Below are 25,794 nucleotides of genomic sequence, written 5' to 3' on the forward strand. Positions count from 1 at the left end.
GACACGCCGGCCACGCGGTCGGCGAAGATCTTGTTTGATCAGTCTGTGCGCTCCCCAGCCTGCGCAGCTTTGTGGCTTTTGAAAGACCATAGCGATGAAAGCTCCGTCAGGCAGGAGAAGAGCGACTGTCCTGGCTGGCGTTGGGATAGGTCACTGCACCGGCGCATGGTGCTGCGTCAACGCTTTGCGGAATGGGTCGACCGCCAATTAGAATGCGCGGCCGGCCGCTTTGTCGTTTTCAGTCCGCGTGACGCAGCCTGTAACTTTCGCAAGCAATAGGTCGAAGTCGATGGGTTTTGTCAGATAGTCCGCCGCGCCTGCTCGAAGACCGCTCAACATGTTTTTCCGATCCGTGAGTGCCGGCAAGATAAACGGGATGTTGGAGAATTGCGGGTGATTGACCTGAACCTCGGCGAGCAGTTGATGGCCGTCCATGATCGGCATCGAGATGTCGGTGATAACGATGTCGGGCCACTTCGATAAGATGGACTCGAGTGCTTCCTGACCGTTGGCCGCTTCCAGCGTTGCAAATCCGGCCTCGTTCAACTCCTCGACAATGAGCTTACATGCCGAGTTCAACAGCCGGCCGGCGGCAAAAACGCCCAGCATCCTACGCATGCGGCCCAATGGCTAGCGGGTACTGATACCTCGCTCCGGCTCCTGAAGATTCCGCTGGCTTTCAAGGGGTCGATCTCGCTTCCTCCGGTGCACCCATTCGAGGCCAAACGCTCGATAGAACTGAAATTTGGCAAAGTTCCGGGAGACCACCTCCGGCAAAGCCGCCGCGCGCGTGATGCCGTTTGCCGAAACGCCCGGACGTTTGCAGATCGGGCGAAGCTTGAGCTATCCGTCGATGTCGTTTCATATATAACCTTGCCCGCGTGACCAAGGCGGCAGGGAGGCGGCCTATGAATCTTAGACATCAGATTGTGGCGTTGGCCATCATCCCATTGATCCTGGCCATCCTGATCGTCACAGCGTTCATCACCTGGCAATCGGCGACGCTTGTGCGAAGCAGCATCGACACGTTCGAGCGAAACATGCTCAAGGCCAAGGAAACGGAACTCCTTAATCTGACTAATCTTGCGCTCTCTGCCATTCATGACATCTACGAAGCCGCCGGTCCGGACGACGAAGTCGCAAAGGAGAAGGTTCGCGCCATCCTGACCGCGCTCGACTACGGCAAGGATGGCTACTTCTTTGTCTATGACTACGACGGCAACAATGTCGTGCATCCGCGCCAGGCGTTCCGGCCGGGGCACAATTGGCTCAACCTGACGGATTCCGATGGCGACAAGGTTGTTGCCAATCTCATCGAGAAGGCCAAGGAGGGCGGCGGCCTTCACCAATACAAGTGGCAGAAACCCTCCTCCGGAGAGGTGGCCGACAAACTGTCCTTCGCCGTCGGCCTCGACAAATGGAAGTGGATGCTTGGAACGGGCGTCTATCTTGATGACGTCTTTGCACAGACCGCCGCCGCAAATGCCGATTTTCGCGCCAATGTCCGCAAGACATTTCTGATCGTTGCCCTGATTGCCGTGCCGGCGGTTCTCATCGTCTTTGCCACCGGCATGCTGCTGACGTTGAGAGAGCGCCGCCTTGCCGATAGCAAGCTTAAACAGCTCGCACAGCGCATCATCGACACGCAGGAAGAGGAAAGGGCCCGCCTTGCCCGTGAACTGCATGACGGGATATCGCAGAACCTCATCGGCGTCCGCTATGCGATCGATCTGGCGAGCCGCAAGGTCGCAAGCCAGGCCGAAGATGCCGCCCGTGCAATCGATCGCGGGGCGGAGGCGCTGAACGGGGCGATCAAGGAGGTACGGCGCCTGTCCCATGACCTGCGTCCGCGAGCGCTTGACGATCTTGGCCTGAGACCGGCGCTCAAGGCGCTTTGCGATAATTTCTCGGAGCGTACGGCCATCGATACACATCTTGAGGCGCTGACCTTCAAGAATATGCTGAAGCCTGAGGCGAGCACGGCGCTCTATCGCGTAGCGCAGGAGGCGTTGAACAATGTGGAGCGGCATTCCGGAGCAACGCGTGTCGACATCAGGATTTGGAGCGTTGGGGGCCGCGTCCGCATGACGATCTCCGACAACGGAAACGGTTTCGATGAAAACATCGCCGAAGGGAAGAAAGCGCTCGGCGGCGGGCTCGGACTGCGCAATATGCAGGAGCGCCTGGCCCATTTCGGCGGCCTGCTGCTGATCAAGACGACACCAGCAGGCACGATCCTGACAGCGATGCTTCCAAGGTCGGCAACGGTGAGCCGCGCGCAAGGCAAGGAAGCAGCATGAGCGGCAGGAAAAGTATCAAGGTTCTTTTGATCGACAATCATCCCCTGGTTCTGGACGGGTTAGGGGCGGTGCTGGAAACCTATGAACACCTCGAGATTGTCGGTACCGCCGGATTGGCACGCGCAGGGCTCGAGATTGCGCTGAGGGAAAGGCCAGCTGTCGTGTTGATGGATATCAATATGCCGCAGCTCAGCGGAATCGATGCCATCGAGCTCTTCAAGGAACAACTGCCGGAAACACGGATCCTGATGCTGTCGATGCACGACAGTCGCGAATATATTTCCACCTCGGTGTTGCACGGAGCCTCCGGTTACATTCTCAAGGATGTCTCCACCGACGAGATCATCGCTGCAATCGAAGCCGTGGCAAACGGCAAAACCTACTTCTCTTCCGGCGTCTCGGAAGTTCTGCTCGAGCGAAAGGAGACGCCGGATGCGCTTCCTCTGACGACGCGCGAGCATGATGTTTTATTGTTGCTGGCGGCAGGAAAGAGCAACCGTGATATTGCCCAGACACTCGGTATCTCGGCTGCAACAGTCGAGACGCATCGCAAGAACATCAAGAAGAAGCTCAACATTACGACGACGGCCGGATTGACCCGCTATGCTATCGAGAACGGATTGACCTGGGGCGACAGTTAAGCGGCCTACGCGTACTGGGTAGGCCCGCGTATTTTGCCGGTTTTCGCTCTTGTTGCCAAAATTTCCGCGCAATACCAGTCATCCGGTGGTCGCGCTGCGCAAAGCGGGCTGACGACTGGGAGGGCTACCGCAGTGACCCGTCGGTTGAAAGGGCTCGCCTTCGCTCCCACATTGCAAGCCCTTCGAAGGGGCATGCCCATAAAAGTGAAACATTGACCGGTTTGAAGAAATAGCTGCCTTTGAGGAGCTCGCCTAGACTTCAACTTAAGCGGCTACGACGCCCTGGCGACACAGCAAGCGCGTGGCGCGCTAGCGGTCAGCCAAGGCAGGCTGGCGGGGAATGCTCACGTCCAGCGAAATTCGATGCATGATTGATTGCTGTGTGCTCGATCACGGATTAAGCGTCAAAGCAGAATAAATCGCATCTACCCACTTCTGGGTAGACGCGAGTATTTTACGCTTCCTGCCATCTTGCCAGACGAAAACCGCCGCCATAGGACTTCACCACGGCTGGCCCAAAGCGAGCCGTTGGGAGGATCTCAATTGCATTACGCCTGCTTCCGTTCAGTCGGAAAAGCCGTCGCGACAGCCTGAGCCAGGTTCGCCCCAGCGATCGACTGACAAGCCCGCCTTCCACGCCGACAACTGCAACTTGGCGCCACATCTGGCGCCCGAGAGGTATCCGACATGGAAAAATCACGGAACAAAGCAGCGCTCTGGCTGCTCGTCATTCCCTATATCGGCCTGCTCTGGCCGCCCCTCTACAATATCCGCGAGCCGGCACTCTTCGGATTTCCCTTCTTCTATTGGTACCAGCTTCTCTGGGTGCCGATCACCGCCACGCTGACCTGGATCGCCTATCGGAGCACGCGCCATGACGACTGATATCGACAGAACGGCGCTCGGCGTCTTCCTCTTCTTCTTCGCACTCGTCACGATCCTGGGCTTCGTCGCCTCCCGCTGGCGTAAGCCTGAAACGCTTGCCCATATCGACGAGTGGGGCCTGGGTGGTCGCAGCTTCGGCACATGGATCACCTGGTTCCTGGTCGGCGGCGACTTCTACACGGCCTATACGGTGATCGCCGTTCCGGCACTCGTTTACACGGTCGGTGCCTACGGCTTCTTCGCACTGCCCTATACCATCGTCGTCTATCCCTTCGTCTTCATGGTCATGCCCATCCTCTGGAAACGCGCCAGGGATTTCGGCTATGTGACGGCCGGCGACGTCGTGCACGGTCAATACGGTTCGCGCGGCCTCGAGCTCGCCGTCGCCGCAACCGGCGTCATCGCCACCATGCCCTATATCGCGCTCCAGCTCGTCGGCATGACAGCGGTGCTCAAGGCGCTCGGCCTGCATGGCGAACTGCCGCTGGCGATCGCCTTCATCGTGCTTGCCCTTTACACCTATTCCGCCGGCTTGCGTGCCCCGGCGCTGATTGCCTTCGTCAAGGACATCATGATCTATATCGTGGTCATCGCAGCCGTGGCGCTCATTCCCTCGAAGCTCGGCGGCTATGCCAACGTATTTGCCTCGGCTGATGCGGCTTTCCAGGTCAAGGGAAAGGGAGATCTCCTGCTCGCCGGCAACCAGTATGTCGCCTATGCGACGCTAGCCTTTGGCTCGGCGCTCGCCGCCTTCATGTATCCGCATACGCTGACGGGTATCTTCGCCTCGAACAGCGGCAAGACGATCCGCAAGAATGCCGTCTTGCTGCCGGCCTATACGCTACTGCTCGGTCTTCTCGCCCTGCTCGGATATATGGGCCATGCCGCCGGGCTGAAGCTCGAAAACGCCAATGACGTCGTGCCGGCGTTGTTCAAGACGCTGTTCTCGGGATGGTTCTCCGGCTTCGCCTTCGCAGCGATCGCGATCGGTGCCCTCGTGCCGGCGGCGGTGATGAGCATCGGCGCCGCCAACCTCTTCACCCGCAATTTCTGGAAGGCTTATGTCAACCCGCATGTCAGCGATGCGGGTGAAGCCAAGGTCGCCAAACTGACCTCGCTCGTCGTCAAGGTCGGCGCACTGCTGGTCATCATCTTCCTGCCGACGCAGTTTGCACTCGACCTGCAATTGCTTGGCGGCATCTGGATCCTGCAGACGCTGCCGGCCCTGGTCTTCGGCCTCTATACCAACTGGTTCCGTGCACCGGGCCTACTCGCCGGCTGGTTCGTCGGCTTCACCGGCGGCACCTTCCTCGTGTGGGATGCCGGCTGGAAGCCGTTGCACCTGATTAGCCTCGGTGGAGAACCGTTCACCATCTATACCGGTCTTCTTGCCCTTGCGGCAAACATCGCCGTCGCGGTGGCTGTCAATGCAGTCGTGCCGGCAAGGACCCCGGCGCGGGCTTGAAACAAGGAGAGCGGAGGACTGCGGCAATGCGGTCCTCCGGACGAGACATCCTGGTGTGGTTCTCTTGTGGTTGAAATGCAGGAGCAGCGGAAAGGTGCGATCGCCTCGGGCAGGCCGGCCACGAAGCCCGAGTATCGCGCCGGATCGGTGCGAAGCGCCGCCTATCGCGAGCGCCCGGCGATGATTTCATCAGTGTTTGCCAAGGCCTTTCGAACCGCACTGCGGGCCGTGTGCGGCTGTTGCAATCGAATGCTTCTCTCGATGCGTTCATGAAGCATCTGCGTATGCCGCAGGCTGCTGCCCTCCCGCACGACATGGGCAAGAAGATGATTGAGGGCGGATTCGATCAGAACGCCCAAGGGTACGAGCAGGTCGTTGCCGGAGGCGCGCAAGATCGCGATATGAAACCGAGCGTCGGACTCACTTCGCTGCTGGGGCGATGTCGCCCGAGCCATTTCATGAAGGGCCCGGCTGATCTCAATCATCTGCTCTTCGGTTCGCCGCTCGGCGGCCAGCGCCGTCGCCTCCGGCTCGATCATGTGGCGAAGCTCCTGCACTGCCCTTAAGAAGGGCTCGCGGTCGGGTGATGCCGCATACCAGCCCAAGACGTCGCGGTCCAAGAGGTTCCAGCGCTCTTTGGGCTCCACCCAGCTACCGATTTTCGGGCGCGAGGCGAGCAGGCCCTTTGCCATCAGCATCTTGATCGCCTCGCGCACGGCCGATCGGCTGACATTGAACATTTCGGACCATTTCGCCTCATTCGGCAGAATGGTTCCGGGCGGATAGTCGCCACGCACGATGCGAAGCCCGATCTCGCCGGCCACCGAAACATGCACGCTTCCGCCGGCCATGCGGGGGATGGTCGGGTCAGAGCGCTTTGCTGTTTTCCTGTCCGGCATCTGATTCAATCGCCTCAGCACTTTGTGATCCCCAGCACGGACTAGGTCAAAAGTTGCCGCAATGACAAGAGACGTCAGCGAGCCTTTATCACCTTGAGATGATCGGGAGAAGCGGAGCGCCCAGTGGTTTTGGGCGCTCCGAACCACGCGTTATTTCTGGATGCAGGTGTCGACTGTGTCCTTGGTGCATTCGTCGAGCCCGGTGAACACCGGATCCTCAACCGGCTTTCCGGCGATCAGGTCCATCATCACGGAGGGTGCCTTGTAGCCCATTTCGAAGGGACGCTGGCCGACCAGCGCGGTGACAAGGCCCTCCTTGGCTATCGCCACTTCGTCGCCGATCGTGTCGGCGGCGCCGATGACGAACTCGTTCTTGGCGATCTTGTCGGCCATCGGCTTGAACAGGTCGCGGTAGGGTTGGGGGGCGCCGAAGAGCGGCCAGCCGCCCATGATGCCGAAGCCGGCGAGGTCGGGATTGGCGGCGAGGATGTCAGTCATCGCCTGCACGCCCTTGGCGCCGTCGTCATTGGTGAACACTGGGCAGCCGGCGACCTCGGTCCAGCCGCCTTCACCCTTGAGCTCGGTCAGCCCTTCCTTGCCCGACAGCGAATCGCGCCAGCCCTGTGCGCGACGCAGAATGTTGTCGGCGCCGGGATTGCCCTGGATCGAGCAGACCTTGCCACCATCGGGCTTGGCCTCTTTCATGTAATCGCCGATGCGCTTGCCCATCAGATAGTTGTCGGTGCCGAGATAGGTCTTTCGCAGAGCGGCGTCTTCCTGGGCGAGGTCGGCGTCGAGCGTCATCACCGGAACGCTCGGATTGGCTGTCTTGAGTGTCTGAGCGATAAGCTTGGCGTTCGACGGCGAGATGGCGATCGCAGCCGTGTCGGCCTTGCCCAGCATGTCCTGGACGATCTGGGCCTCGCCGGCTTCATCGGATGTCGATGCCGGGCCCGTGTAGAAGCACTCATATTCCGAGTCTGGATTTTCCTTGTTCCATTTCTGGCAACCCTGGTTGATCGCTTCGAAGAACGGGTTGTCTAGCCCTTTCACGACGATGACGAGCTGCTTCTTGGCAAGCGCCGGGCCGGCGGTGAGTGCCAAGGCCGTGAATGCAAGTAGTAATGCCTTCCTCATGGTTTCCTCCCTTGAAACAGACGGGCGCGACGCGACCGCCATACGAAATCAACCCGGGTACCAGACAATGCGAGGGTCATCCTGCGAACGCTCGTACTGCCAGGCCGAGTCGATAAGCCTTTCCAGATCGTAGCTGGGCTGCCAGTCCAGCAGGTATTTGGCTTTGCTATTGTCCATCCAATTCGAATGATATTGGCTTGGGATGTCGACAGCCTCAAGGTTTCGCGTGTGCGCCAGATAGGCTGCGACCTCGCCGTAGTCGACCGGCCGGTCCATACAGATATTGAAGAGCTGGCGCTTTGCGCGGGGATTGTCGATCGCGGCCAGAATGGCCGATACCAGATCGTCGACATGTACGAAGTTACGCTTTAGCGGACGTCCGTCGGCGTCGCGCAGCAGCGGCACTGTGCTGGCTTCCACATAACGTCTCGCATCGCCTTGCGGGACGAGCGCCTTCCAGTCGGGGCCGCCGAAAACATCATCGCCGAAGGACAGCGTGTATCTGAAATCATCCTTTTCCATGATCCACGGTGCGCGAAGGCAGCAGCTGTTGATGCCGTACTGGATGGCGAACTGGTCAAGCATCACCTCCTCGAGAACCTTGGAAAGCGCGTAACTTCCAGGATAGGCGCAATGCGGCGTATCCTCGGTGATCGGTCCGTCGTGGCGGTAGTAGAAATGGCCGATACCGGCATCCCCGCCGATGAGGATGAACTGCTGTGCAGTAGCGCTCGTACGGAAGGCTTCGAGTAACCAGAAAAGACCCTTGACCGTTACGTCCATGACGGCGTCAGGCGTTTCCTTGCAAGTGGCAAGATGCAGAACGTGGGTAACGTCTTTCATTGCGGCCGCCGCGACATGCGGGTCGGCGATCGAGCCCTTTGTGACTTCGACACGGCCGGTCTCAGGAAGCAAACGATTATGGCAAAGCGCGCGGATGCGTGCATTCGAAAATCTCGGATCGTCAAGCAGCCCAGCAATGAAGCGCTGCCCGACCTTGCCCGTCGCACCGGTAACAAGGATCAGCATGCTCTCTCTCCCACAAACAGCTAATATCCGCCTGCTTCGCACGTCAACGGGTATTTGTCATACAAAACAGATTTTTGTGATGTCTGCCTGATTCGCCGGACAATTGATTGACGCTTTTGTAAGGTTTTGCGTAAATGCGATGGAATCGCTTTTCTGGGAGGACATCGGCAAGGCGAGATTGCGGGCATCCATCCCTTGGACGACATCTAAGGGCAATGAGGAAGCCTGAGAGGTTTTGGGAGGTTAGCAGGCTGGTGGCGGTTCTCGAACTCACCAACATCTCCAAACATTTCGGTGCCATCCAGGCAGTCAACGACGTTTCGCTTTCGCTGGAGGCGGGCCAGGTCGTCGGCCTCATGGGCGATAACGGCGCCGGAAAGTCGACACTGGTCAAGATGATTGCCGGCAATTTCCGGCCGAGCGAGGGCGCCATACGCCTCGACGGCGCGGAAATCGTCATGCACCGGCCGGTGGAGGCGCGCCAGCACGGCATCGAGATCGTTCACCAGGATCTGGCACTCTGCAATAATCTGACGGCAGCGGCGAACGTGTTCCTCGGACGCGAGTTGCGGCGCGGCGTCGGTCCGCTGAAAGTCCTGGACTACAAGACCATGTATAGGCGTGCCGGCGAGATTTTCAGGGAGCTGAAGTCGGAGACGCGTCCCCGGGACCTTGTAAGGCAGATGTCAGGCGGCCAGCGGCAGGCGGTGGCGATTGCGCGCACCATGCTGTCGGAGGCAAAGATCGTGCTGATGGACGAGCCGACTGCGGCAATCTCCGTTCGCCAGGTGGCGGAGGTGCTCAATCTGATCCGCGAACTGCGTGACCGCGGCATTGCCGTTGTCCTGATCAGCCATCGCATGCCGGACGTCTTTACGGTTGCCGACCGCGTCATCGTGTTGCGGCGAGGCAGAAAAGTTGCCGACAAGCCGATTGCGGCAAGTTCGCCAGAAGAAGTCACAGGTCTTATCACCGGCGCGATCGAACAGGTGTGATCGCGCTGCTTGGATAGTGGAAGAAATGAAGGTCGATGATGGCTGTTACTCTTGACCAGACAATTGCACAGAAGCAGCGGAACTGGCTTGCATCAATCGTGGGCGGGCAAACCTTCTGGGTCCTGATCGCAGTCATCCTCGCCTGTCTTTTCCTGTCTGCTGCAACCGACTCCTTCGCCACGGCGAAGAACCTCTACAATATCACCCGCAACGTCACTTTCGTTGCGATCATTGCGCTCGGCATGACGCTGGTGATCATCACCGGCGGCATCGATTTGTCCGTGGGATCGGTGCTCTGCCTGTGCAGCATGGTCCTGGCGGTGGTCATGCATGCCGGCTACAGCATCGAAGTCGGTATTGCCGCGTCGATCGGCACCGCCCTGGTCATCGGGGCCTTCAACGGACTGTTGATCGCCTATCTCGACTTCCCGCCTTTCGTCGTGACGCTCGGTATGCTGTCGATTGCGCGCAGTCTTGCGATGGTCGCATCAAACAATACCGTGGTCTTCCAATTCGGGCCGGATCACGACACGCTTCTGGCACTCGGTGGCGGCGCGTGGTTTCTCGGCATCGCCAACCCGGTGCTCTACATGATCATTCTGGCGCTGCTGACCGGTTTCGTGCTGCGCTGGACGAGGTTCGGACGTTATGTTTTTGCCATCGGCGGCAATGAGCATGCCGCAACATTGACCGGGGTTCCGGTCCGCAGGATCAAGGTGGCAGTTTATATGATTTCCGCCCTGTCGGCGGGGGTTGCCGGCATTGTTCAAACCGGCTGGCTCGGCGCCGTTACCACCAATATAGGTGCCGGAATGGAACTTCAGGTCATCGCGGCCGCCGTCATTGGCGGCGCCAACCTGGCAGGCGGCGTCGGTACCGCTCTCGGCGCGTTGGTCGGAGCCGCCCTGATCGAAGTGATCCGCAACAGTCTCGGCCTGCTCGGCATCAACGCTTTTTGGCAGGGGACCTTCATTGGCGGCGCCATCGTGCTTGCTGTGCTTTTCGACCGGATCCGCAACTTCCGGCAGAGCGAATAGGGGTCTTGCTTGGATCCGTCCGCGAGAGTTCGACGACTGTGGACACGCAATGCCAGTGGATAGAGATCGATGCCGGCTTTCCATGGTGCAAATCCGAAAGTCGCTTACAAACGACAGATTCGGAGATGATGAGATTGCCTTTGACGACGATCTTCATTCTGGCGCTGCCTGTATCAGAAGCCGCTCGGAGCTGGAGAGGTGCGCAAACGAGCTTTCGTGCCGGCTGATCGCGTGGGGATATGGCTGCGGTTACGGTGAGTTGTACGATGCCATGTCCGTTTTCGTCGAAAGGCCCAAAGGGAAAAACACTGAGGTCGTCAGAGAGACCTTTGTAAGGACGTTCCTGTCTGGGCGGAGTAATGCTGCATAATCATGCAGTTGCACGACGCAAGTTGGCCTGATCCTATCTCGACATGGACACGAAACTTGCAGACTTGAAACTCAAGCCCTGGCTCCTCACCGAGCTTAACCAGCGCGGATATCAAGTGGCCGGAGATATACGACACCTGTCACCAGCAGAGGCGCTGCGGATACCAGGAATGGGCGGACGGGATTGGCAAAAGGTCGCCAAAGCGTTGGGGCGAGACCCATATCCTAACCTAAAGAAGCGTCGATAGCGCTGCCCGGACAAGGGGGAAGGGAGGCAGAACGGCAACTACCGCCGGTTGGCGTCGATTTGACGCTTGCTTGTCTCAAAACAGCTGGGCTCAGCTGACTGCGAGCTGCATCGATTTGTTTTTCGGGAAGAGTGGCGAATTCGAGGAAGGTGACTTTAGATGCCAAGTTGGCGCCGTGAGTGGTTGGCTCCGAATGTCCTGCATGATTGAAAAAAGAATGTATCGCCGGGCGATACGATTTCGCCCCGAGGAAGCTACCGGCCCATCGTCTCTACGTATGCGAGGCAGGAAATCCGGAACTACAGATTGGCGACCTGCCCTATCTCGTCCGATCGACGCGGGCGCGTCCTGCAGCGAGGAAAGGCGCGAAGGCCTTGCGCACTTCCTCAAGGAAAATGCACTGAATTTTCCTCGCGGCGTCTGTGTCATGTCGAAATGGTAGGATTTGCCAAGGAGCAGGCAAACCGGGCGGTCTTTTTCGCCGTGTTCCTGCCGCTTGTCATCCTGCCAGCGCCAGAGATAGGGGTAGGTGACGATATCGCCCTTGACGAAATGCTCAGTCATCCTTGGACGCCTGATGCTCGGCGGAATCCTTATCTAGCTGTTCCAAGAACATGTCGGCCAGGTCGCGGGGCATCTCGCCCGGACCATAGGCGCGGCGTGGGTCTTCATTGCCGGTCATTCGCTCGTAAGATCGATTGGAACGACCACTACGGATGCGCGGCCATGTTTGGTCAAAGTGATGGGGTGTCGTTTGGCTTCGTCGTGATAACGTCCGAAGTGCCGCATAAATTCGGCTGTCGAAGCGGTCTTGTTGGTCATGAACCTGCCCTTCCTGTGTTGTCTGAATAATACAGAAAAGAAAGGAAACCTGGTTTCCTGTCCGGATGACTTTAACGAGCTCTATGATAACATCCCTATTCAGGCCGGTGAAAACGGACGAGAACTACACTTGCGAAGCCGGCGAACTCCGAGCCTGGGAAGCGGGTGAGTACCAGGCTGTCAAGGCATTTTAGGAGGCGCTTCACGCAAATATCTACATAAACTGCGGCAGTCTCTGCGCTGTGATGGGCTGATAAGTCCTACGCCTCCCAAATCTGGCAGGGCAATCAGATCCGGCTTGGTCAAAGTGCCGTCACGGGCATGTCGGCGTTCAACCAGCGTAAGACACCCGAACTGAATGGAACATGACCCGTATCGCAGCCGACCTGATCGAAGATCAAAGTACCGGGCGCATCCCACCATCCTGTTCGTCTAACGTTTCATCGCACGAACTTTCATGCCTCGGATCTCTTGTTCTCGTTCGCGGAAGGCCGGCAGAGGCATTCATATAGACCAACGAACGCACTGCGCTTTCCGTTCTGCGAGGAGTAAAGCGTGAAGTGGTGGGCTAGTCGGAGTGGGAGACATAAAGGAAGCGCGGCTCGCTATTGCCAGCAATCACGACGGCTGACAGGCGTCCTGTGCGATAGGCCCCCGTATCGATCGCTATGCGGTTCGAATGGATCTCCGGAAGTTCTGAGCCCGTGATCGTGTGACCATGCACTACGACCTTTTCGAGTGGGTCTGAGACATCGAGGAAGCGTTCGCGTATTTCGCGAAGATCCCGCTCGTCCTGGTCCGCAAGGGGCTTCTTCGGGTCGATCCCGGCATGGACGAGGCAGTAGCCATTCACGATGACCATGTCTGCGGCTCGATTGAGCAGTGCCAGATGATGCGCATATCGGGGAAGCAGCAGGTCCGGCAGCTCGCCTGCCCAGCCCGGCATGCGGTGACTGTAAGACCGAAGGGTCGACTTTCCGCCTAGGCCTGACAGCCAATGATCAAGCGCCGGATCGCCGAGATGGTTATTCAACGCCTCGCGAAACAGGTAGTCGTGATTTCCGAGAATGAATTGCGATCCCTCACGTTCCTGAAGCGTCGCATGCACCATTTCCATCGCTCGCCGGCTGTCCGGCCCTCTGTCGACGATATCGCCAAGGAATACGACCCGCGGCTCCGCGCCGCATCTGTCGGCATCTTCGTCAATTGTCGCTAACAGAACCTCAAGCAAGCTGGCCATCCCATGAACATCGCCAATGGCATAAACGGGGCGAGACACAGAACTGGCTAACTCGACGATTTTCATTGGCATACTCAGACGCAATACAAGCACTACTCTTCCTTCATCTGAGATGATGCAGCTCTGCTGACAAGGGAGGGAGCCCGGCAAGTGCTTGTTGTGGTGTATGAAACGTCAATCCTTTGCCCGCTGTCTGCTATACGTCGCATCGAAGGACAGTTTCATGCGGGCGCTCAATTGATCCGGTTACTCTTCGTCTGCTGCATCGGCCTGAAAGCAGATTCGGCTCTTCCGGCTTGTCCTGCCCCGTGACGAGCCATATTTTAGAGGAATGCCAGGCGCCGCATGAAAGCGGTGACGCTTTGCCGTGCGTAAATCTTGCTCATCAGGAACGAAAGCATGAACATCGACAGAATTTTGCGGTCCGTTGTGGCCGTACGTTCTTCAATTCCCGAAGATGCCTTCACGGCGATGACGCTCGGTACCCAAAGGGAGGGAAGCGGCGTGGTGATCCGGGAAAATGGGCTGGTGGTCACGATCGGCTACCTGATCACCGAGGCCGAGGAAGTTTGGCTGACGCGCAATGACGGGTATGTCGTTCCTGCGCATGCGCTTGCCTATGATCAGGAAACCGGCTTCGGTCTGGTGCAGGCGCTTGGGTCGCTTGACGTTCCCGCATTGGATCTTGGGGATGCTGCCGAAGCGGAGGTCGGCGATCCGGTCATGCTTGCTGACGGTATCGGTCAGTTCGTGCAGGCTACGATTGTCGCCAAGCAGGAATTCGCCGGCTATTGGGAATACCTGCTCGAAGAGGCAATTTTCATCGCGCCTGCACACCCTTCCTGGGGAGGTGCGGCACTCATCGGCTCCGACGGCAAACTTCTTGGCATTGGCTCGCTGCGCCTGCAAATGAGCCAAAGGGGACAGAGCGCGGACATCAACATGGTCGTGCCGATCAGCCTGCTGCCACCCATTCTTGATGATCTGCTCACGCGCGGCCAAGTGAACAAGCCGCCGCGTCCATGGCTCGGGGCCTTCTCTGCCGAAAGTAATGGCGACGTGGTGGTCATGAGCGTGGCTGAAGGAGGTCCGGCGGCTCAAGCGGGCTTGCGTGAGGGAGATATCATCTCGGAGATACGGGATGGGGAGGTCGCCGGTCTTGCCGACTTTTACCGCAAGCTATGGAGGAGCGGCCCCGCCGGCGTGGAGATCCCCATGAGGATATTGCGCGACGGCCGCGAGGCATGGCTGCGTATCAAGTCGGCCGACCGCAACAGTTTTCTTCGAAAGCCGCAGCTGCAGTAATGAAGCTGCACTCGTGTTTGGCAACCGCAATAACGCGCACAAAGTCCGCTTGACTCATAAAGGGATCGGTGACCTAAATGGTAAATCGGTTTACTAAAGCGGTTTACAAGGCGATGGCGAATGAACGTGTCACCAGTCTGAAGGATGTCGCCGGTGCTGCCGGCGTTTCCGTGACGACGGTCTCGCGACTGCTGAACGGATCGCTCGAGCTTCCCCACGAGACGAAGAAGAGGATCGAGGATGCGATCCGTGATCTCAACTATCAGCCCAATCCGCATGCCCGGCGCCTAAGCCGCGGGCGCTCGGATACGATCGGTCTCGTAGTGCCCGACATCGCCAATCCGTTCTTCGCAACGCTTGTCGCGGCGGTGGAGGAGGAGGCGGACCGCCGCGGGCTTGCCGTCTCGCTCTACGCGACGCTGAACCGCTCTGGCCGCGAGGTTGCCTATCTTCAGCTTATCGAGCGCAACCACGTCGATGGATTGATCTTCGTCACCAACCATCCGGATGACGGGCAACTCGGGGCGCTCATCAACCGCACCGGCAAGGTTGTCGTCGTAGACGAAGACGTCCCGGATGCGCTGGCACCGAAGCTCTTCTGCGACAACGACAGGGGCGGCTATCTGGCAGGAACGCACCTTGCGGAGATGGGGCATCGCCGCGTCCTTTTCATCGGCGGGCCCGAACGGATGATCAGCGCACAGCGCCGTTTCCAAGGGCTCGAAAGGGCGATGTACGAACTGTGGGGTGCTGATGCCGTGCTGCTCAACTACAAGGGCGAATACACCGTCGCCTTCGGGCGGGAAGCCGCCAAGCGCTTCATAGCCGAGGGCATGCCCGCCAGCGCGATCTTCGCGAGTTCGGATGAAATCGCCATCGGTCTCATTGAAGTCTTGCGCAGCCAAGGCATTTCGATCCCGCAGGATGTGTCGGTCGTTGGCTTCGACGACGTCGGGCCGCTGCATCTTTTTGCGCCGCCGCTGACGGCCATCCGCCAGCCCGTTCGGCAGATCGGCCAGCGCGCGCTGTCGTTGCTTCTTGAGACAAACTGGCAGGAGCGTGCCCCATCCGCTGTGGAAGAGCTCCTGCCGGTCGAAATCGTCGTGCGGAATTCCGTTGCGCCGCCGGCGAATCCAAAAGCCGCAATGGACAAAAAAAGAACCAGAGGATGAGAACATGACCCGGACTATCAAACGCAGAACATTTACAGCCGCTCTCGGCTTCACCGCATTGGCAACCGCCTCGCTCGCAGGCTTGGGCGCAAGTGCGCAGGAAAAGACCTTTGCGCTGGTGCAGATCAACCAGCAGGCATTGTTTTTCAACCAGATGAACGAGGGTGCCCAGAAGGCGGCCGATGCAGCAGGCGTAAAACTCGTGATCTTCAATGCCAACAACGATCCGGCTGCCCAAAACAGCGCAATCGAGACTTACATCCAGCAGAAAGTCGCCGGTCTTGCCGTCGTTGCCATCGATGTCAACGGCATCATGCCGGCCGTCAAGCAGGCGGCAGACGCCGGTATCCCCGTGGTCGCGATCGATGCAATCCTCCCTGAAGGCCCCCAGAAGGCGCAGATCGGCGTCGACAACGCCAAGGCCGGCGCTGATATGGGCAAATTCTTCCTCGACTATGTCAAGGCGAACATGGACGGCAAGGCAAAGGTCGGTGTCGTCGGTGCGCTGAATTCGTTCATCCAGAACGTCCGCCAGGAGGGCTTTGAAAAGACGCTCGAAGGTGTCTCCGGCATCGAAAAGGCTGGCGTCGTCGATGGTCAGAACATTCAGGACAATGCGCTTGCCGCCGCCGAGAACCTGATCACCGGCAATCCGGATATGACCGCCGTCTATGCGACCGGCGAACCGGCGCTGATGGGAGCCATCGCCGCTGTCGAAAGCCAGGGCAAGCAGGATGCCATCAAGGTGTTCGGCTGGGATCTCACTGCCCAGGCGATCGCCGGCATCGACGCCGGTTACGTTGCCGCCGTGATACAGCAGGATCCGGCAGCCATGGGTGCTGCGGCCGTCGACGCGCTGAAGAAGGTCTCGGATGGCGGTTCGGTCGATAAGAACATCGCGGTTCCCGTGACCATCGTCACCAAGGAGAACGTGGAACCATACAGGGCCGTTTTTAAATGATCAGCCACGGACAGCACCCAAGCGCGGTCTCCGGAACCGGGGGAGCCATGCTCTCCCGGCAATCCGGGGCGGCGACAAAACGGCCGCGCATATCGCTCCGCGATATCCGCAAGACCTTCGGCTCGCACCAGGCGCTGCGCGGCGTCGACCTCGACCTTTACCCCGGGGAATGCCTCGGCCTTGTAGGCGACAATGCGGCAGGTAAGTCAACGCTTACTAAAATTATCTCCGGCACCTATATCCCCGACGGTGGAACGATCTCGATCGATGGAGAAGAGGTGCGTTTTTCCGGTCCGGCCGAGGCCCGCTCGCGCAATATAGAGATGGTCTTCCAAGACTTGAGCCTCTGCGATCATATCGATGTGGTCGGCAATCTCTTTCTCGGCCGCGAAATCACCAAGGGACCTTTTCTCGATCGTGCGACCATGCTTTCCGAGGCGCGCAAAATGCTCGATGCGCTGGAAATTCGCATCCCGCGGCTGACTGCAAAGGTCGAAAAGCTTTCCGGTGGCCAGCGCCAGGCCATTGCAATTGCCCGGGCCGCCTCCTTCAATCCCAAGGTTCTGATCATGGACGAGCCGACATCGGCACTTGCCGTTGCCGAGGTGGAAGCCGTGCTCTCGCTGATCAACCGCGTCAAGGCGAAGGGCGTTTCCGTCGTCCTCATCACCCATCGCCTGCAGGACCTCTTCCGGGTCTGCGACCGGATTGCCGTCATGTACGAAGGCACCAAAGTCGCCGAGCGCGAGATCGGCAAGACCGATCTGGAGGATCTCGTGAAGCTCATCGTCGGAGGAGAAAGGCAGTGACCGTCTATACCGAACGCGCCAAAGGCTCGCCGCTTGCCGACTTCTTTGCCGAGCACGCGCAGGTCCTGTCGATTGCCTTTTTCTTCCTCGCCTGTGTGGCCTTCTTTGCAGTCACGACCGATACGTTCATGACCGTTGGAAATCTCCTGAATGTCGTACGGCAGGCGGCGCCGATTCTGATTGTGGCCGTCGCGATGACCCTGGTCATCGTCACCGGCGGTATCGATCTGTCGGTCGGGTCGCAGGTGGCGCTCGTCAACGCCGTGGCGGCGATCATTCTCGCCATGGGTTACCCCTGGCCGCTCGTTGTCGCGGGTATGCTGACCTTCGGGGCGCTGATGGGCATAGCGCAGGGATGGTTCGTTGCCTATCAGGGAATCCCGGCCTTCATCGTCACGCTGGCGGGACTTTCGATCCTGCGCGGCCTGGCGCTTTATCTGACGCAGGGCTATTCGATCCCGATCAAGGACGTGCCGGGTTTCTTCTGGCTGGGACGCGGCCAGTTTATCGGCTTGCCGGTCCCTGCGCTGATCGCCATTCTCGTTGCCGCCATCGGCTATGTCGTGATCTCCTCGACCAAATATGGACGCCAGGTCGTGGCCGTCGGCTCCAACATGGAAGCAGCACGCCGCGTCGGCATGCCGGCGCAGTGGATCATTGCCTCGGTCTATCTCGTTTCCGGCGCGGCCTCGGCGCTGGCCGGGCTGTTGATTGCGGCGCGTCTTGGCTCCGGCTCATCAAACGCAGCCGTCGGTTTCGAACTGCAGGTCGTCGCGGCCGTGGTGCTCGGCGGTACGTCGCTGATGGGTGGCCGCGGCACGATCCTCGGCACGGTACTCGGAACGCTGACCATCGCGGTGATCGGCAATGGCCTCATCCTGATGCACATCTCGCCGTTCTTCACCCAGATCGTGACCGGTGCAATCATCCTTCTGGCGATCTGGCTCAATACCCGCATCTTCACCACCAGTTTCCGTTTCGGCGGCAAGAAGAAGGGCTGAGAGATGAAAGGTGAACTCTCCGAAGGCCATATCCGATCCGGCAAGGTGATGACCGTTGCCGGGCCGGTTGCAGCTGATGCGCTCGGCGTTACGCTGATGCACGAGCACGTCCTCAACGACTGCCGTTGCTGGTGGCATCCACCAAAGACGCCGGAGCGGCAATATCTTTCCGAAGGTTTCGTTTGCATGGAGATTCTCGGTGAGCTCCGCCAGGACCCGTTCGTCAATAAGCACAACATAACGTTGGACGACGAGCCGCTGGCCATTGCCGAGCTTGAGGATTTCGCGAAGGAAGGCGGCAGGACGGTCGTCGAGCCGACATGCCAGGGCATCGGCCGCAACCCGCTGGCGCTCAGGCGCATTGCCAAGGCCACGGGACTCAATATCGTGATGGGTGCGGGCTATTACCTGGCCTCGTCGCATCCGGCCAAGGTTGCTGGCATGAGTGTCGCAGAGATTGCCGATGAGATCGTCTGTGAGGCTCTTGAGGGTGCTCAAGGCACGGATGTGAAGATCGGTCTCATCGGCGAGATTGGCGTCTCTTCCGACTTCACCGCGCAGGAGGAAAAATCCCTACGCGGCGCAACCCAAGCACACTGCCGCACAGGTCTGCCGCTGATGGTCCATTTGCCCGGCTGGTTCCGGCTCGGCCACAAGGTGCTCGACATCGTGGCCAAGGAGGGTGGCGATCTCCGCCACACCGTTCTCTGCCACATGAATCCCTCGCATGACGATCTCGGCTATCAGGGCGAGATCGCTTCGCGCGGCGCGTTCCTCGAATACGACATGATCGGCATGGATTTCTTCTATGCCGACCAGCAGGTGCAATGCCCGAGCGACGAGGAGGCTGCACGGGCCATCGTCAAGCTCGTCGAGATGGGACACGCCGGCCGTATCCTGCTGTCGCACGACGTTTTCCTGAAGATGATGCTGACGAAATACGGCGGCAACGGCTATGCCTACGTCCTCAGGCATTTCCTCCCGCGCCTCAAACGCCACGGCCTCAATGACCGGATCATCGGCCAAATGATGCGCGACAATCCACGGTCGGTCTTCCAGGCTGCTGCCTGACGGCTGGATTCATCAAAGAAACGGTAAGGACAATGACAAAGAAAGTACTCCTCGTCGGTGAAAGCTGGGTCAGTTCGGCCACCCACTACAAGGGCTTCGACCAGTTCGGCAGCGTAACTTTCCATTTGGGCGCCGAGCCGCTGGTCAAGGCGCTTCAGGGTAGCGAATTCGAACTGACCTACATGCCGGCGCACGAGGCGGTGGAAAAATTTCCCTTCGGCATGGCCGGGCTTGACGCCTATGACGCGGTCATCCTGTCAGACATCGGCGCGAACTCGCTGCTCCTGCCGCCGGCGGTCTGGCTGCAGTCGAAGACGGTGCCGAACCGGCTGAAACTCATCAAGGCCTGGGTCGAGAAGGGCGGCGCGCTGTTGATGGTCGGCGGCTACTTCTCGTTTCAGGGGATCGACGGCAAGGCGCGCTGGCGCCGCACGCCGGTCGAAGACGTCTTGCCCGTCACCTGCCTTCCCTATGACGACCGCGTTGAAATGCCGGAAGGATCGACGGCCGTTGTCCTGAAGCCGGAACATCCGGTCATGGCCGGGCTTGACGGCGAATGGCCGCTGCTTCTCGGCGTCAACGAAGTGGAACTGCGCGACCGTGCCGATATTGAGGTGCTTGCCCGCCTGCCGGAGGATCAGGGGAGCCATCCCTTGCTGGTGCTGGGTTCGCATGGCAAGGGCCGCACGGCCGCCTGGACCTCCGATATCGGTCCTCACTGGCTGTCGCCGGCTTTTTGCGAGTGGGAAGGGTATGGACGCTTGTGGACCAATCTCCTTGCCTGGATGACCGAGGCGCGCTGAAGCTCAGGCGGCGAGGATGGCATGGAGTTCGGCATTGGTGGGAAACGCAGATCGGGTGCCCCGCCGGCTGACAGTTAAGGCAGCAGCAGTGGTCGCGTGGCGTATGGCGCGGGCATCGAGCGGCACGCCGCGCAAGGCACAAGAGGCGAGTGCCGTGCCCATGAAGGTGTCACCGGCGCCCGTCGTATCGATGGCGGTGACGGGGGCTGCCGGGATCTTAAGGGTGCCTGCCCGGCTTGCGAGCATTGCGCCTTTTCCGCCGAGTGTCAGGACAGCATATTTGACCCCCGCAGAGATCAGGGTCGACGCGGCAGCTTGGCCGCCGGTTCCAGTCAAGCTCTCGGCTTCGCCTTTATTCAGAAAGGCGATGTCGATGAGCGGCCAGAGATCGGCGAAAAAGCGACGAAGGGGTGAGGGATTGAAGGCGGTGACCAGCTGTCGGCGCCTGGCTTCTTCAAGGATGCCGCGGGTAACGTCATCGGAAAGGTTGCCCTGCAGGACAACGAGATCGCCAGCGGTACTTTCGGCAAGCGGCCGAATTGCTTCCGAAAGGGTCAGCGAACCGGCAGAATCCGTGGTCGTGACGATGGCATTCTCGCCATCGGGGGTGGTGAAGATGATGGAGAAATCGCTCGCTTTTCCGGCGAGTCGGACCAGTCGCGCGTCGACCGGTTCTTCGGCCAACTGGCTGCGAATGATCTCAGCGCGAAAATCATCGCCGACGGCTGCAACAAGGATGGAGGCAAGACCGGCACGGCCCATCACCACGGCCTGGTTCGCGCCTTTGCCGCCAAGGTCACGGGTTTCCTCGTGACCGAGAATCGAGGCGCCTGCCTCGGGCATGGCCGATACGGAAATGGTTTCGTCCACTGTGACGTTGCCGATGACATAAGCGCGCATGACTGGCTTTCGAAAGGGAAACAGATGCAGGAAATATCCGACAAGACCTCAAGCGCCATACGGGAAATATTCGGGACTGACAAGGCGCTGATCGGCATGATCCATTGCCCCGCCTTTCCCGGCGCGCCGCGTTACCGCGGCAAAGAGATGAACGCCATCTATGACGCCTGCCTGCGCGACGCCGAGGCCCTGATAGAGGGCGGTATGCACGGGCTGATTATCGAAAATCACGGCGACATCCCTTTCTCGAAGCCGGAGGATATCGGCCCGGAGACCGCGGCTTTCATGTCGGTCGTCACCGATCGCATCGCACGGGCCGTTGATGTCCCCCTCGGGATTAACGTCCTTGCGAATGCGCCGATCCCATCATTCGCTATCGCCATGGCCGGCGGCGCGAAGTTCATCCGGGTCAACCAGTGGGCCAACGCCTATGTCGCGAATGAGGGCTTCATTGAAGGCCGCGCGGCGCAGGCGATGCGCTACCGGTCGATGCTGAGAGCCGAGCACATTAGGGTTTTCGCCGACAGCCACGTCAAGCATGGCGCACACGCCATCACCGCCGACCGCACGATCAAGGAACTGACCCGCGACCTTGCTTTCTTCGACGCCGATGCCGTGATCGCCACGGGACAGCGCACAGGCAACACGGCGAGCATCGAGGAGATTGAGGAAATCGGCGCAGCGACCCACCTGCCGTTGCTGGTCGGTTCCGGCGTCAGCAAGGAGAATATCGTCAAAATCCTGAGGCGCACCAACGGCGTCATCGTCGCCTCCTCGCTGAAGCACGGCGGCGTGTGGTGGAACCCGGTCGACATCGAGCGCGTCAAGGCCTTCGTTGCAGCCGCCAGACCGGCTTTGAAGGGATGAACGGCATGCGCGGGAGAGTATGTCGGATCAGGTCATCCGGGAAAACCGGTCCGTCTTCGAGGCGATGGTCAGTCATCGCTTTGTCGAGGACATCAAGGCGGGTCGCCTGTCGAAGGAAGTCTTCGACAGATACCTCGTTTACGAGGGTGCCTTTGTCGAAACTGCCATCTCCATGTTCGCCTATGCAACGGCCAAGGCAGAGACCATTGCGCAGAAGCGATGGCTGATCGGTGTGCTTGACACGCTCGCCAATCAGCAGATTGCCTATTTCGAGAAGACCTTCGCCGCACGCGGGATCGATCCCACGGCCTTCGATGTCGATCGTCCGGAGGTGGCGGACTTCCGCAACGGCATGCTGGAGATCGCAAGATCCGGAGGCTTCCTCGACACGATCGCCGCCATGTTTGCTGCTGAATGGATGTATTGGACCTGGTCGAGACAGGCGGCCGAATGCCGGATCGACGATCCATTGCTCAAGGAATGGGTGGACCTCCACGTCCACGAGGATTTTGCCGCCCAGGCGCGCTGGCTTAAGGCGGAGCTCGACCTTGCAGCCGATCCCGTCGAGCGGTCGCGGCTCAGCAGCATCTTCGGCCGGGTCCAGCAGCTGGAGATCGGTTTTCACGACGCGCCCTATCGATAGCGGAGAATGCCCATGACACAGGCGGTTGGCATCACTGGCGAGGGATCCGTGAGACGGCTCATGGCGTCGAGGCGGTCGCCCGGACAAAAACAAGGGGGTGCCGGTTTGCTCCGGGCTGCGTAGGCTCGATGGCGTCTTTGCTGGGCGCGATCCCGCGAACTGCGATAGCAGTCGAGCCACAGATGGGGCGCTCTTCGAAAGCTACTAAGCCTTCCGGAAGCAGCTGGCGGGCTTGGTCGCGCCATGCTGGGCTTCCGATATCGCACCAAGATCGGTCTGTCGGTGGCGATCGAAGGCCGCCAAAAAGCGCTTCGTCAGCCTAAGATGGCGGCAGGTGAAATTGCTAGACAGGCCGAGCGTGGCGGTGTCTTCACCGTCGGGCCGTATCTCGAGGCGCTGATTGCCAATGGCTACCGACGATCCTCAAGATAAAGCTGCCGAAAAGCCATCAATTCGGAACAATACCGCTGTCTTCAGGTTGATCTTGCTTCAACACAAAAGCCCAGAGGCTGCGCGTGAGGCAGCAGGATGAAAGGAGAAGCGCAATGGCACTGACCCTGATGAGCCCGGCATTCACACAGGATAATCCCATTCCCAAGAAATATGCGCGCTCCGGCGAAAATCTGTTCCCGCCTCTCAAGTGGGGCGGGGCTCCGCAAGGAACGAGAAGCTTTGCCTTGATCGTCGAAGACCCGGACGCGCCGCGCGGCACCTTCCGCCATTGTGGCATAGCCAATATCCCATCCGATTGGGATGCTCTGGCCGAAAGCGCCGATACCGCACCGGAAAACGCGCCACGCTTTTACACGAATGATTTCGGCAATGCGCGCTATGATGGTCCGCAGCCACCACGGGGCGACAAGGCGCATCACTATATCTTTCGCCTTGCCGCGCTCGACGTCCCGAGGCTTTCGGTTCCCGGCGACGCCGGTATCGCTTCGATGTGGAACGAAGCAAGGAAACATATGCTCGCCGAGGCAAGCATTACCGGGACCTATCAGACCTAGGATGAGCTGATTTCATTTGATCCGACGTGGCAAGTGCTGATCGGGCAGCGCAATGCGCCCGAGGTTCCGGCGAAACGGGCGGCGGCCCGCTGTTCCGCCGCTATCTTACGCCGACGCTGTCGGGCCACAAAGCCTGAATCTCCTTGGGCAGTGCGTCGCGCACCTTTGCCGATTGGCCGAGATCGACATGACGGGCAAGAACGTGGAAAACCGATTTCGCCGCATCGGCGGGATCGACCGGACGAATGGATTTTAGCCCTTCGGCGACACGCTCGAGGAATTCATCGCGTGAACGGGTCTTGTCCGGCATCTGGGAAGGTCGATACTGATCATAGTAGATGCCGCGAACGATGAGCGGCAGTTCTGCGCCGAGATGGGCCGCAAGGTCCGGCGAAAGCCTGTCGCGCAAGGCCTTAAGGACGGCGCCCAGAATATGCCATGCGACGTGCCGGTCGGGACCATGGTCGGCCATGATTTCGTTCAGCCAGATATTGGTGGTTTGCAGTGTCTTGTCGAAGACATCGAGACCGGTTGTGCTCATATTGAGACCCTCCTTTGCAAGGGGCCGGTCGAAGCCCGAACATCCTTCTCAAAGAGCACAACTGCAATTGGCTGCAATTGTTTCGTCATTCGCAAAGAAAACGGCCGTGGAGCGTCTATATGCGGGCAATTGCCTGGCGTGAGCGTCCAAATTGCTGACAGGGACGTTAATCGATGACGCTTGGAACATTGCCGAGCCAGATACGTTGGACTTCTGTAGAAATCCATACAAGGCGGAGGATAAAAATCATGAAAGTGAGCGAAGTGATGACGCGCGACGTCCGGCTCGTCAGGCCGGGTGACACGATTGAGGAAGCGGCAAAGATCATGGCCGAACTCGACGCCGGCGTCGTGCCGGTCGAGGATAATGACCGGCTCGTTGGCATGCTGACGGATCGCGACATCGCGGTTCGCGCCATTGCCCAGGGGCAGGGACCTGAGGCGAAGGTCGGCGATATCATGACGTCCGAAGTCAGATACTGCTTTGATGATCAGGACACCGAGGAAGTCTGCAAGAACCTTGCCGATCAACAGATCAGGCGCATTCCGGTGGTTAATCGCGACAAACGGCTGGTCGGCATATTGTCGCTTGGCGATCTGGCTACTGTCGCCGAAAAAGCGTCGGCCGGCGCAGCTCTTGCGGGGATATCGCGGCACGGAGGCCACCATTCGCAGTCGAGCGGCCTTCACTAAGCGGCCGCGCGATGAGGCGGAAAGCCGGGTGGCGGCACCCGTTCCCGCCGTACCCGGGTGCGCGCCGTTACGCGGCGCGCGCCCCCAAATGCTGCAATGCGGCGACGAATATCTCTTGACGGCCGTCCTGCTGTAACCTTTACTCAACTGATCTGGTGGACCAACCAGTGGATCAGTGACGACGGGGACCATGGACGAGAGCCCGATATTGACGCAGGTACCGAATGTCGGGCGAAGCCTTGCCCGCCAGACGGCGCGCGACGTCATCGCTGAAAAGCTGATGGTCCTGATTGCCACGAACATGCTGAGGCCGGGCGACGAGCTGCCGGGTGAGCGCGAGCTTGCCAATGTTCTTCATGTTAGCCGGGAAACGGTGCGCGGCGCAATCCAGATGCTTGCCGCCCAAGGCATCATCGAAGTTTCGCACGGCAGCCGCAGCCGCGTCGGCAAGGTCGACCTCAGCCACATCACCGTCACCATCGCATCCCCAAACGCCATCGACAGCTACGATTTGGAATCGGTCCATGCGGCGCGCCTGCATATCGAACTCAAGATCGTCGGCGATGCCGCCGAAAGGATAGACGCCGAAACCCTGAAAAAGCTGCAGGGCCTCATCGAAGCGCAGCGTCTGGGTGGAGACGATGCAATGCGCTTTCTCATCTGTGACCGTGAATTCCACGTCGCAATCTATCGCGCCTGCGGAAACCCGCTGCTCGCCGACTTCGTCACCGATCTATACACCTACATGATGGACTACCGACGCAACGCCATGTCCCGGCCGGGCGCCATTGAGGCCAGCTACGCCGATCACGTTGCGATCGCCGAGGCCCTTGAACGGCATGACCGGGACGCCGTGATCGCCGCGTTTCGCCATCATCTGACGCGCATTTACGAAACGACCAGGGCTCTTTTGAGCGCCGGCGGTCCGGCGTGAGCCGGACAGCATGAGGAGATT

The 25,794-nt window shown here is 59.5% G+C and carries 29 protein-coding genes; 20 read left to right on the plus strand and 9 right to left on the minus strand.

Annotation, left to right across the window (positions count from 1 at the left end; genetic code table 11):
* Nucleotides 1-207: 207 nt before the first annotated feature.
* Nucleotides 208-609 carry a response regulator gene (locus ACZ9DP_RS05985; protein ID WP_476202211.1) on the minus strand — a complete coding sequence of 134 codons (402 nt, stop codon included), beginning with the start codon at nucleotides 607-609 and terminating at the stop codon, nucleotides 208-210.
* Nucleotides 610-908: 299 nt separating this feature from the next.
* Between ACZ9DP_RS05985 and mctS the strand changes: the two genes are divergently transcribed.
* The 4 genes from mctS to mctP all read left to right on the plus strand — a co-directional run bounded on the left by mctS (nucleotide 909) and on the right by mctP (nucleotide 5,291).
* Entirely contained in the window at nucleotides 909-2,300 is a 1,392-nt protein-coding gene (gene mctS, locus ACZ9DP_RS05990; protein ID WP_476200776.1) for a two-component system sensor histidine kinase MctS, read from the plus strand.
* Nucleotides 2,297-2,941 carry a two-component system response regulator MctR gene (gene mctR / locus ACZ9DP_RS05995; protein WP_074072211.1) on the plus strand — a complete coding sequence of 215 codons (645 nt, stop codon included), beginning with the start codon at nucleotides 2,297-2,299 and terminating at the stop codon, nucleotides 2,939-2,941. Before mctS ends, mctR begins: the two co-directional genes overlap by 4 nt.
* A 687-nt stretch (nucleotides 2,942-3,628) precedes the next feature.
* Nucleotides 3,629-3,826, plus strand: coding sequence for a DUF3311 domain-containing protein (locus ACZ9DP_RS06000; protein ID WP_074072210.1), 198 nt, complete (start codon nucleotides 3,629-3,631; stop codon nucleotides 3,824-3,826).
* A complete protein-coding gene (mctP, locus tag ACZ9DP_RS06005) occupies nucleotides 3,816-5,291 on the plus strand; it encodes a monocarboxylate uptake permease MctP (RefSeq protein ID WP_476200778.1) in 1,476 nt (491 codons plus the stop codon). Before ACZ9DP_RS06000 ends, mctP begins: the two co-directional genes overlap by 11 nt.
* A gap of 161 nt (nucleotides 5,292-5,452) precedes the next feature.
* Here mctP and ACZ9DP_RS06010 read toward each other — a convergent pair whose 3' ends face one another.
* From ACZ9DP_RS06010 to ACZ9DP_RS06020, 3 genes are all read right to left on the minus strand, one after another.
* The gene (locus ACZ9DP_RS06010; RefSeq protein ID WP_372431320.1) at nucleotides 5,453-6,190 is read right to left on the minus strand and encodes a FadR/GntR family transcriptional regulator; all 738 of its coding nucleotides are present in this window, start codon (nucleotides 6,188-6,190) and stop codon (nucleotides 5,453-5,455) included.
* 150 nt (nucleotides 6,191-6,340) lie between these two features.
* Complete coding sequence (locus ACZ9DP_RS06015) at nucleotides 6,341-7,327, minus strand: sugar-binding protein (protein WP_040115745.1); 987 nt, start codon at nucleotides 7,325-7,327, stop codon at nucleotides 6,341-6,343.
* A 48-nt stretch (nucleotides 7,328-7,375) separates the two neighbouring features.
* Nucleotides 7,376-8,356, minus strand: coding sequence for an NAD-dependent epimerase/dehydratase family protein (locus ACZ9DP_RS06020; RefSeq protein WP_476200780.1), 981 nt, complete (start codon nucleotides 8,354-8,356; stop codon nucleotides 7,376-7,378).
* A gap of 215 nt (nucleotides 8,357-8,571) precedes the next feature.
* Here ACZ9DP_RS06020 and ACZ9DP_RS06025 point away from each other — a divergent pair, with 215 nt between their 5' ends.
* From ACZ9DP_RS06025 to ACZ9DP_RS06035, 3 genes are all read left to right on the plus strand, one after another.
* Nucleotides 8,572-9,351 (plus strand): ATP-binding cassette domain-containing protein, encoded by a 780-nt coding sequence (locus ACZ9DP_RS06025; protein WP_074072206.1) that lies wholly within the window; start codon nucleotides 8,572-8,574, stop codon nucleotides 9,349-9,351.
* Between the two features lie 38 nt (nucleotides 9,352-9,389).
* Complete coding sequence (locus ACZ9DP_RS06030; protein ID WP_074073105.1) at nucleotides 9,390-10,388, plus strand: ABC transporter permease; 999 nt, start codon at nucleotides 9,390-9,392, stop codon at nucleotides 10,386-10,388.
* Between the two features lie 413 nt (nucleotides 10,389-10,801).
* Nucleotides 10,802-11,005: a hypothetical protein gene (locus tag ACZ9DP_RS06035; protein ID WP_074072204.1), complete on the plus strand. Its 204-nt coding sequence runs from the start codon at nucleotides 10,802-10,804 to the stop codon at nucleotides 11,003-11,005.
* Between the two features lie 556 nt (nucleotides 11,006-11,561).
* Here the strand turns inward: ACZ9DP_RS06035 and ACZ9DP_RS06040 are convergent.
* The 3 genes from ACZ9DP_RS06040 to ACZ9DP_RS06050 form a co-directional block, all read right to left on the minus strand.
* Nucleotides 11,562-11,687, minus strand: a complete 126-nt coding sequence (locus ACZ9DP_RS06040) for a hypothetical protein (RefSeq protein ID WP_476200783.1) — start codon at nucleotides 11,685-11,687, stop codon at nucleotides 11,562-11,564.
* Nucleotides 11,684-11,827, minus strand: a complete 144-nt coding sequence (locus tag ACZ9DP_RS06045) for a type II toxin-antitoxin system prevent-host-death family antitoxin (RefSeq protein WP_476200784.1) — start codon at nucleotides 11,825-11,827, stop codon at nucleotides 11,684-11,686. The genes ACZ9DP_RS06040 and ACZ9DP_RS06045 overlap by 4 nt, the downstream gene beginning before the upstream one ends.
* A gap of 568 nt (nucleotides 11,828-12,395) precedes the next feature.
* A complete protein-coding gene (locus tag ACZ9DP_RS06050; RefSeq protein WP_348651989.1) occupies nucleotides 12,396-13,139 on the minus strand; it encodes a metallophosphoesterase in 744 nt (247 codons plus the stop codon).
* A gap of 327 nt (nucleotides 13,140-13,466) precedes the next feature.
* On the opposite strand from ACZ9DP_RS06050, the gene ACZ9DP_RS06055 reads away from it, so the two are divergent.
* The 7 genes from ACZ9DP_RS06055 to ACZ9DP_RS06085 all read left to right on the plus strand — a co-directional run bounded on the left by ACZ9DP_RS06055 (nucleotide 13,467) and on the right by ACZ9DP_RS06085 (nucleotide 20,189).
* Nucleotides 13,467-14,372: a S1C family serine protease gene (locus ACZ9DP_RS06055; RefSeq protein ID WP_194730923.1), complete on the plus strand. Its 906-nt coding sequence runs from the start codon at nucleotides 13,467-13,469 to the stop codon at nucleotides 14,370-14,372.
* Nucleotides 14,373-14,485: 113 nt separating this feature from the next.
* On the plus strand, nucleotides 14,486-15,544 hold the full coding sequence (locus tag ACZ9DP_RS06060; protein ID WP_476202212.1) for a LacI family DNA-binding transcriptional regulator: 1,059 nt from the start codon (nucleotides 14,486-14,488) through the stop codon (nucleotides 15,542-15,544).
* 4 nt (nucleotides 15,545-15,548) lie between these two features.
* Complete coding sequence (locus ACZ9DP_RS06065; RefSeq protein WP_239600431.1) at nucleotides 15,549-16,505, plus strand: substrate-binding domain-containing protein; 957 nt, start codon at nucleotides 15,549-15,551, stop codon at nucleotides 16,503-16,505.
* Entirely contained in the window at nucleotides 16,502-17,314 is an 813-nt protein-coding gene (locus ACZ9DP_RS06070; RefSeq protein ID WP_074072197.1) for an ATP-binding cassette domain-containing protein, read from the plus strand. The genes ACZ9DP_RS06065 and ACZ9DP_RS06070 overlap by 4 nt, the downstream gene beginning before the upstream one ends.
* Nucleotides 17,311-18,315, plus strand: a complete 1,005-nt coding sequence (locus ACZ9DP_RS06075; RefSeq protein ID WP_194730925.1) for an ABC transporter permease — start codon at nucleotides 17,311-17,313, stop codon at nucleotides 18,313-18,315. The genes ACZ9DP_RS06070 and ACZ9DP_RS06075 overlap by 4 nt, the downstream gene beginning before the upstream one ends.
* Nucleotides 18,316-18,318: 3 nt before the next feature.
* The gene (locus ACZ9DP_RS06080; RefSeq protein WP_476200786.1) at nucleotides 18,319-19,386 is read left to right on the plus strand and encodes a phosphotriesterase family protein; all 1,068 of its coding nucleotides are present in this window, start codon (nucleotides 18,319-18,321) and stop codon (nucleotides 19,384-19,386) included.
* Between the two features lie 32 nt (nucleotides 19,387-19,418).
* Nucleotides 19,419-20,189, plus strand: a complete 771-nt coding sequence (locus ACZ9DP_RS06085) for a glutamine amidotransferase (RefSeq protein ID WP_194730926.1) — start codon at nucleotides 19,419-19,421, stop codon at nucleotides 20,187-20,189.
* A gap of 3 nt (nucleotides 20,190-20,192) precedes the next feature.
* Here the strand turns inward: ACZ9DP_RS06085 and ACZ9DP_RS06090 are convergent, their stop codons facing one another.
* A complete protein-coding gene (locus tag ACZ9DP_RS06090; protein WP_476200788.1) occupies nucleotides 20,193-21,089 on the minus strand; it encodes a ribokinase in 897 nt (298 codons plus the stop codon).
* Between the two features lie 24 nt (nucleotides 21,090-21,113).
* Here ACZ9DP_RS06090 and ACZ9DP_RS06095 point away from each other — a divergent pair, with 24 nt between their 5' ends.
* The 4 genes from ACZ9DP_RS06095 (at nucleotide 21,114) to ACZ9DP_RS06110 (ending at nucleotide 23,606) form a co-directional block, all read left to right on the plus strand.
* On the plus strand, nucleotides 21,114-21,956 hold the full coding sequence (locus ACZ9DP_RS06095) for a BtpA/SgcQ family protein (RefSeq protein WP_074072192.1): 843 nt from the start codon (nucleotides 21,114-21,116) through the stop codon (nucleotides 21,954-21,956).
* A 19-nt stretch (nucleotides 21,957-21,975) separates the two neighbouring features.
* A complete protein-coding gene (locus ACZ9DP_RS06100; RefSeq protein WP_476200789.1) occupies nucleotides 21,976-22,599 on the plus strand; it encodes a TenA family protein in 624 nt (207 codons plus the stop codon).
* Nucleotides 22,600-22,842: 243 nt separating this feature from the next.
* Complete coding sequence (locus ACZ9DP_RS06105; RefSeq protein ID WP_476200791.1) at nucleotides 22,843-23,031, plus strand: hypothetical protein; 189 nt, start codon at nucleotides 22,843-22,845, stop codon at nucleotides 23,029-23,031.
* Between the two features lie 113 nt (nucleotides 23,032-23,144).
* Nucleotides 23,145-23,606: a YbhB/YbcL family Raf kinase inhibitor-like protein gene (locus ACZ9DP_RS06110; RefSeq protein WP_194730929.1), complete on the plus strand. Its 462-nt coding sequence runs from the start codon at nucleotides 23,145-23,147 to the stop codon at nucleotides 23,604-23,606.
* A 100-nt stretch (nucleotides 23,607-23,706) separates the two neighbouring features.
* Here ACZ9DP_RS06110 and ACZ9DP_RS06115 read toward each other — a convergent pair whose 3' ends face one another.
* On the minus strand, nucleotides 23,707-24,147 hold the full coding sequence (locus tag ACZ9DP_RS06115; protein ID WP_239600437.1) for a DUF2267 domain-containing protein: 441 nt from the start codon (nucleotides 24,145-24,147) through the stop codon (nucleotides 23,707-23,709).
* Between the two features lie 248 nt (nucleotides 24,148-24,395).
* On the opposite strand from ACZ9DP_RS06115, the gene ACZ9DP_RS06120 reads away from it, so the two are divergent.
* Nucleotides 24,396-24,839, plus strand: a complete 444-nt coding sequence (locus tag ACZ9DP_RS06120; protein WP_476200793.1) for a CBS domain-containing protein — start codon at nucleotides 24,396-24,398, stop codon at nucleotides 24,837-24,839.
* Nucleotides 24,840-25,029: 190 nt separating this feature from the next.
* Nucleotides 25,030-25,773, plus strand: coding sequence for a FadR/GntR family transcriptional regulator (locus ACZ9DP_RS06125; protein WP_476200794.1), 744 nt, complete (start codon nucleotides 25,030-25,032; stop codon nucleotides 25,771-25,773).
* Nucleotides 25,774-25,794 lie beyond the last annotated feature (21 nt).

Source organism: Rhizobium sp. USDA 4016 (assembly GCF_056279705.1).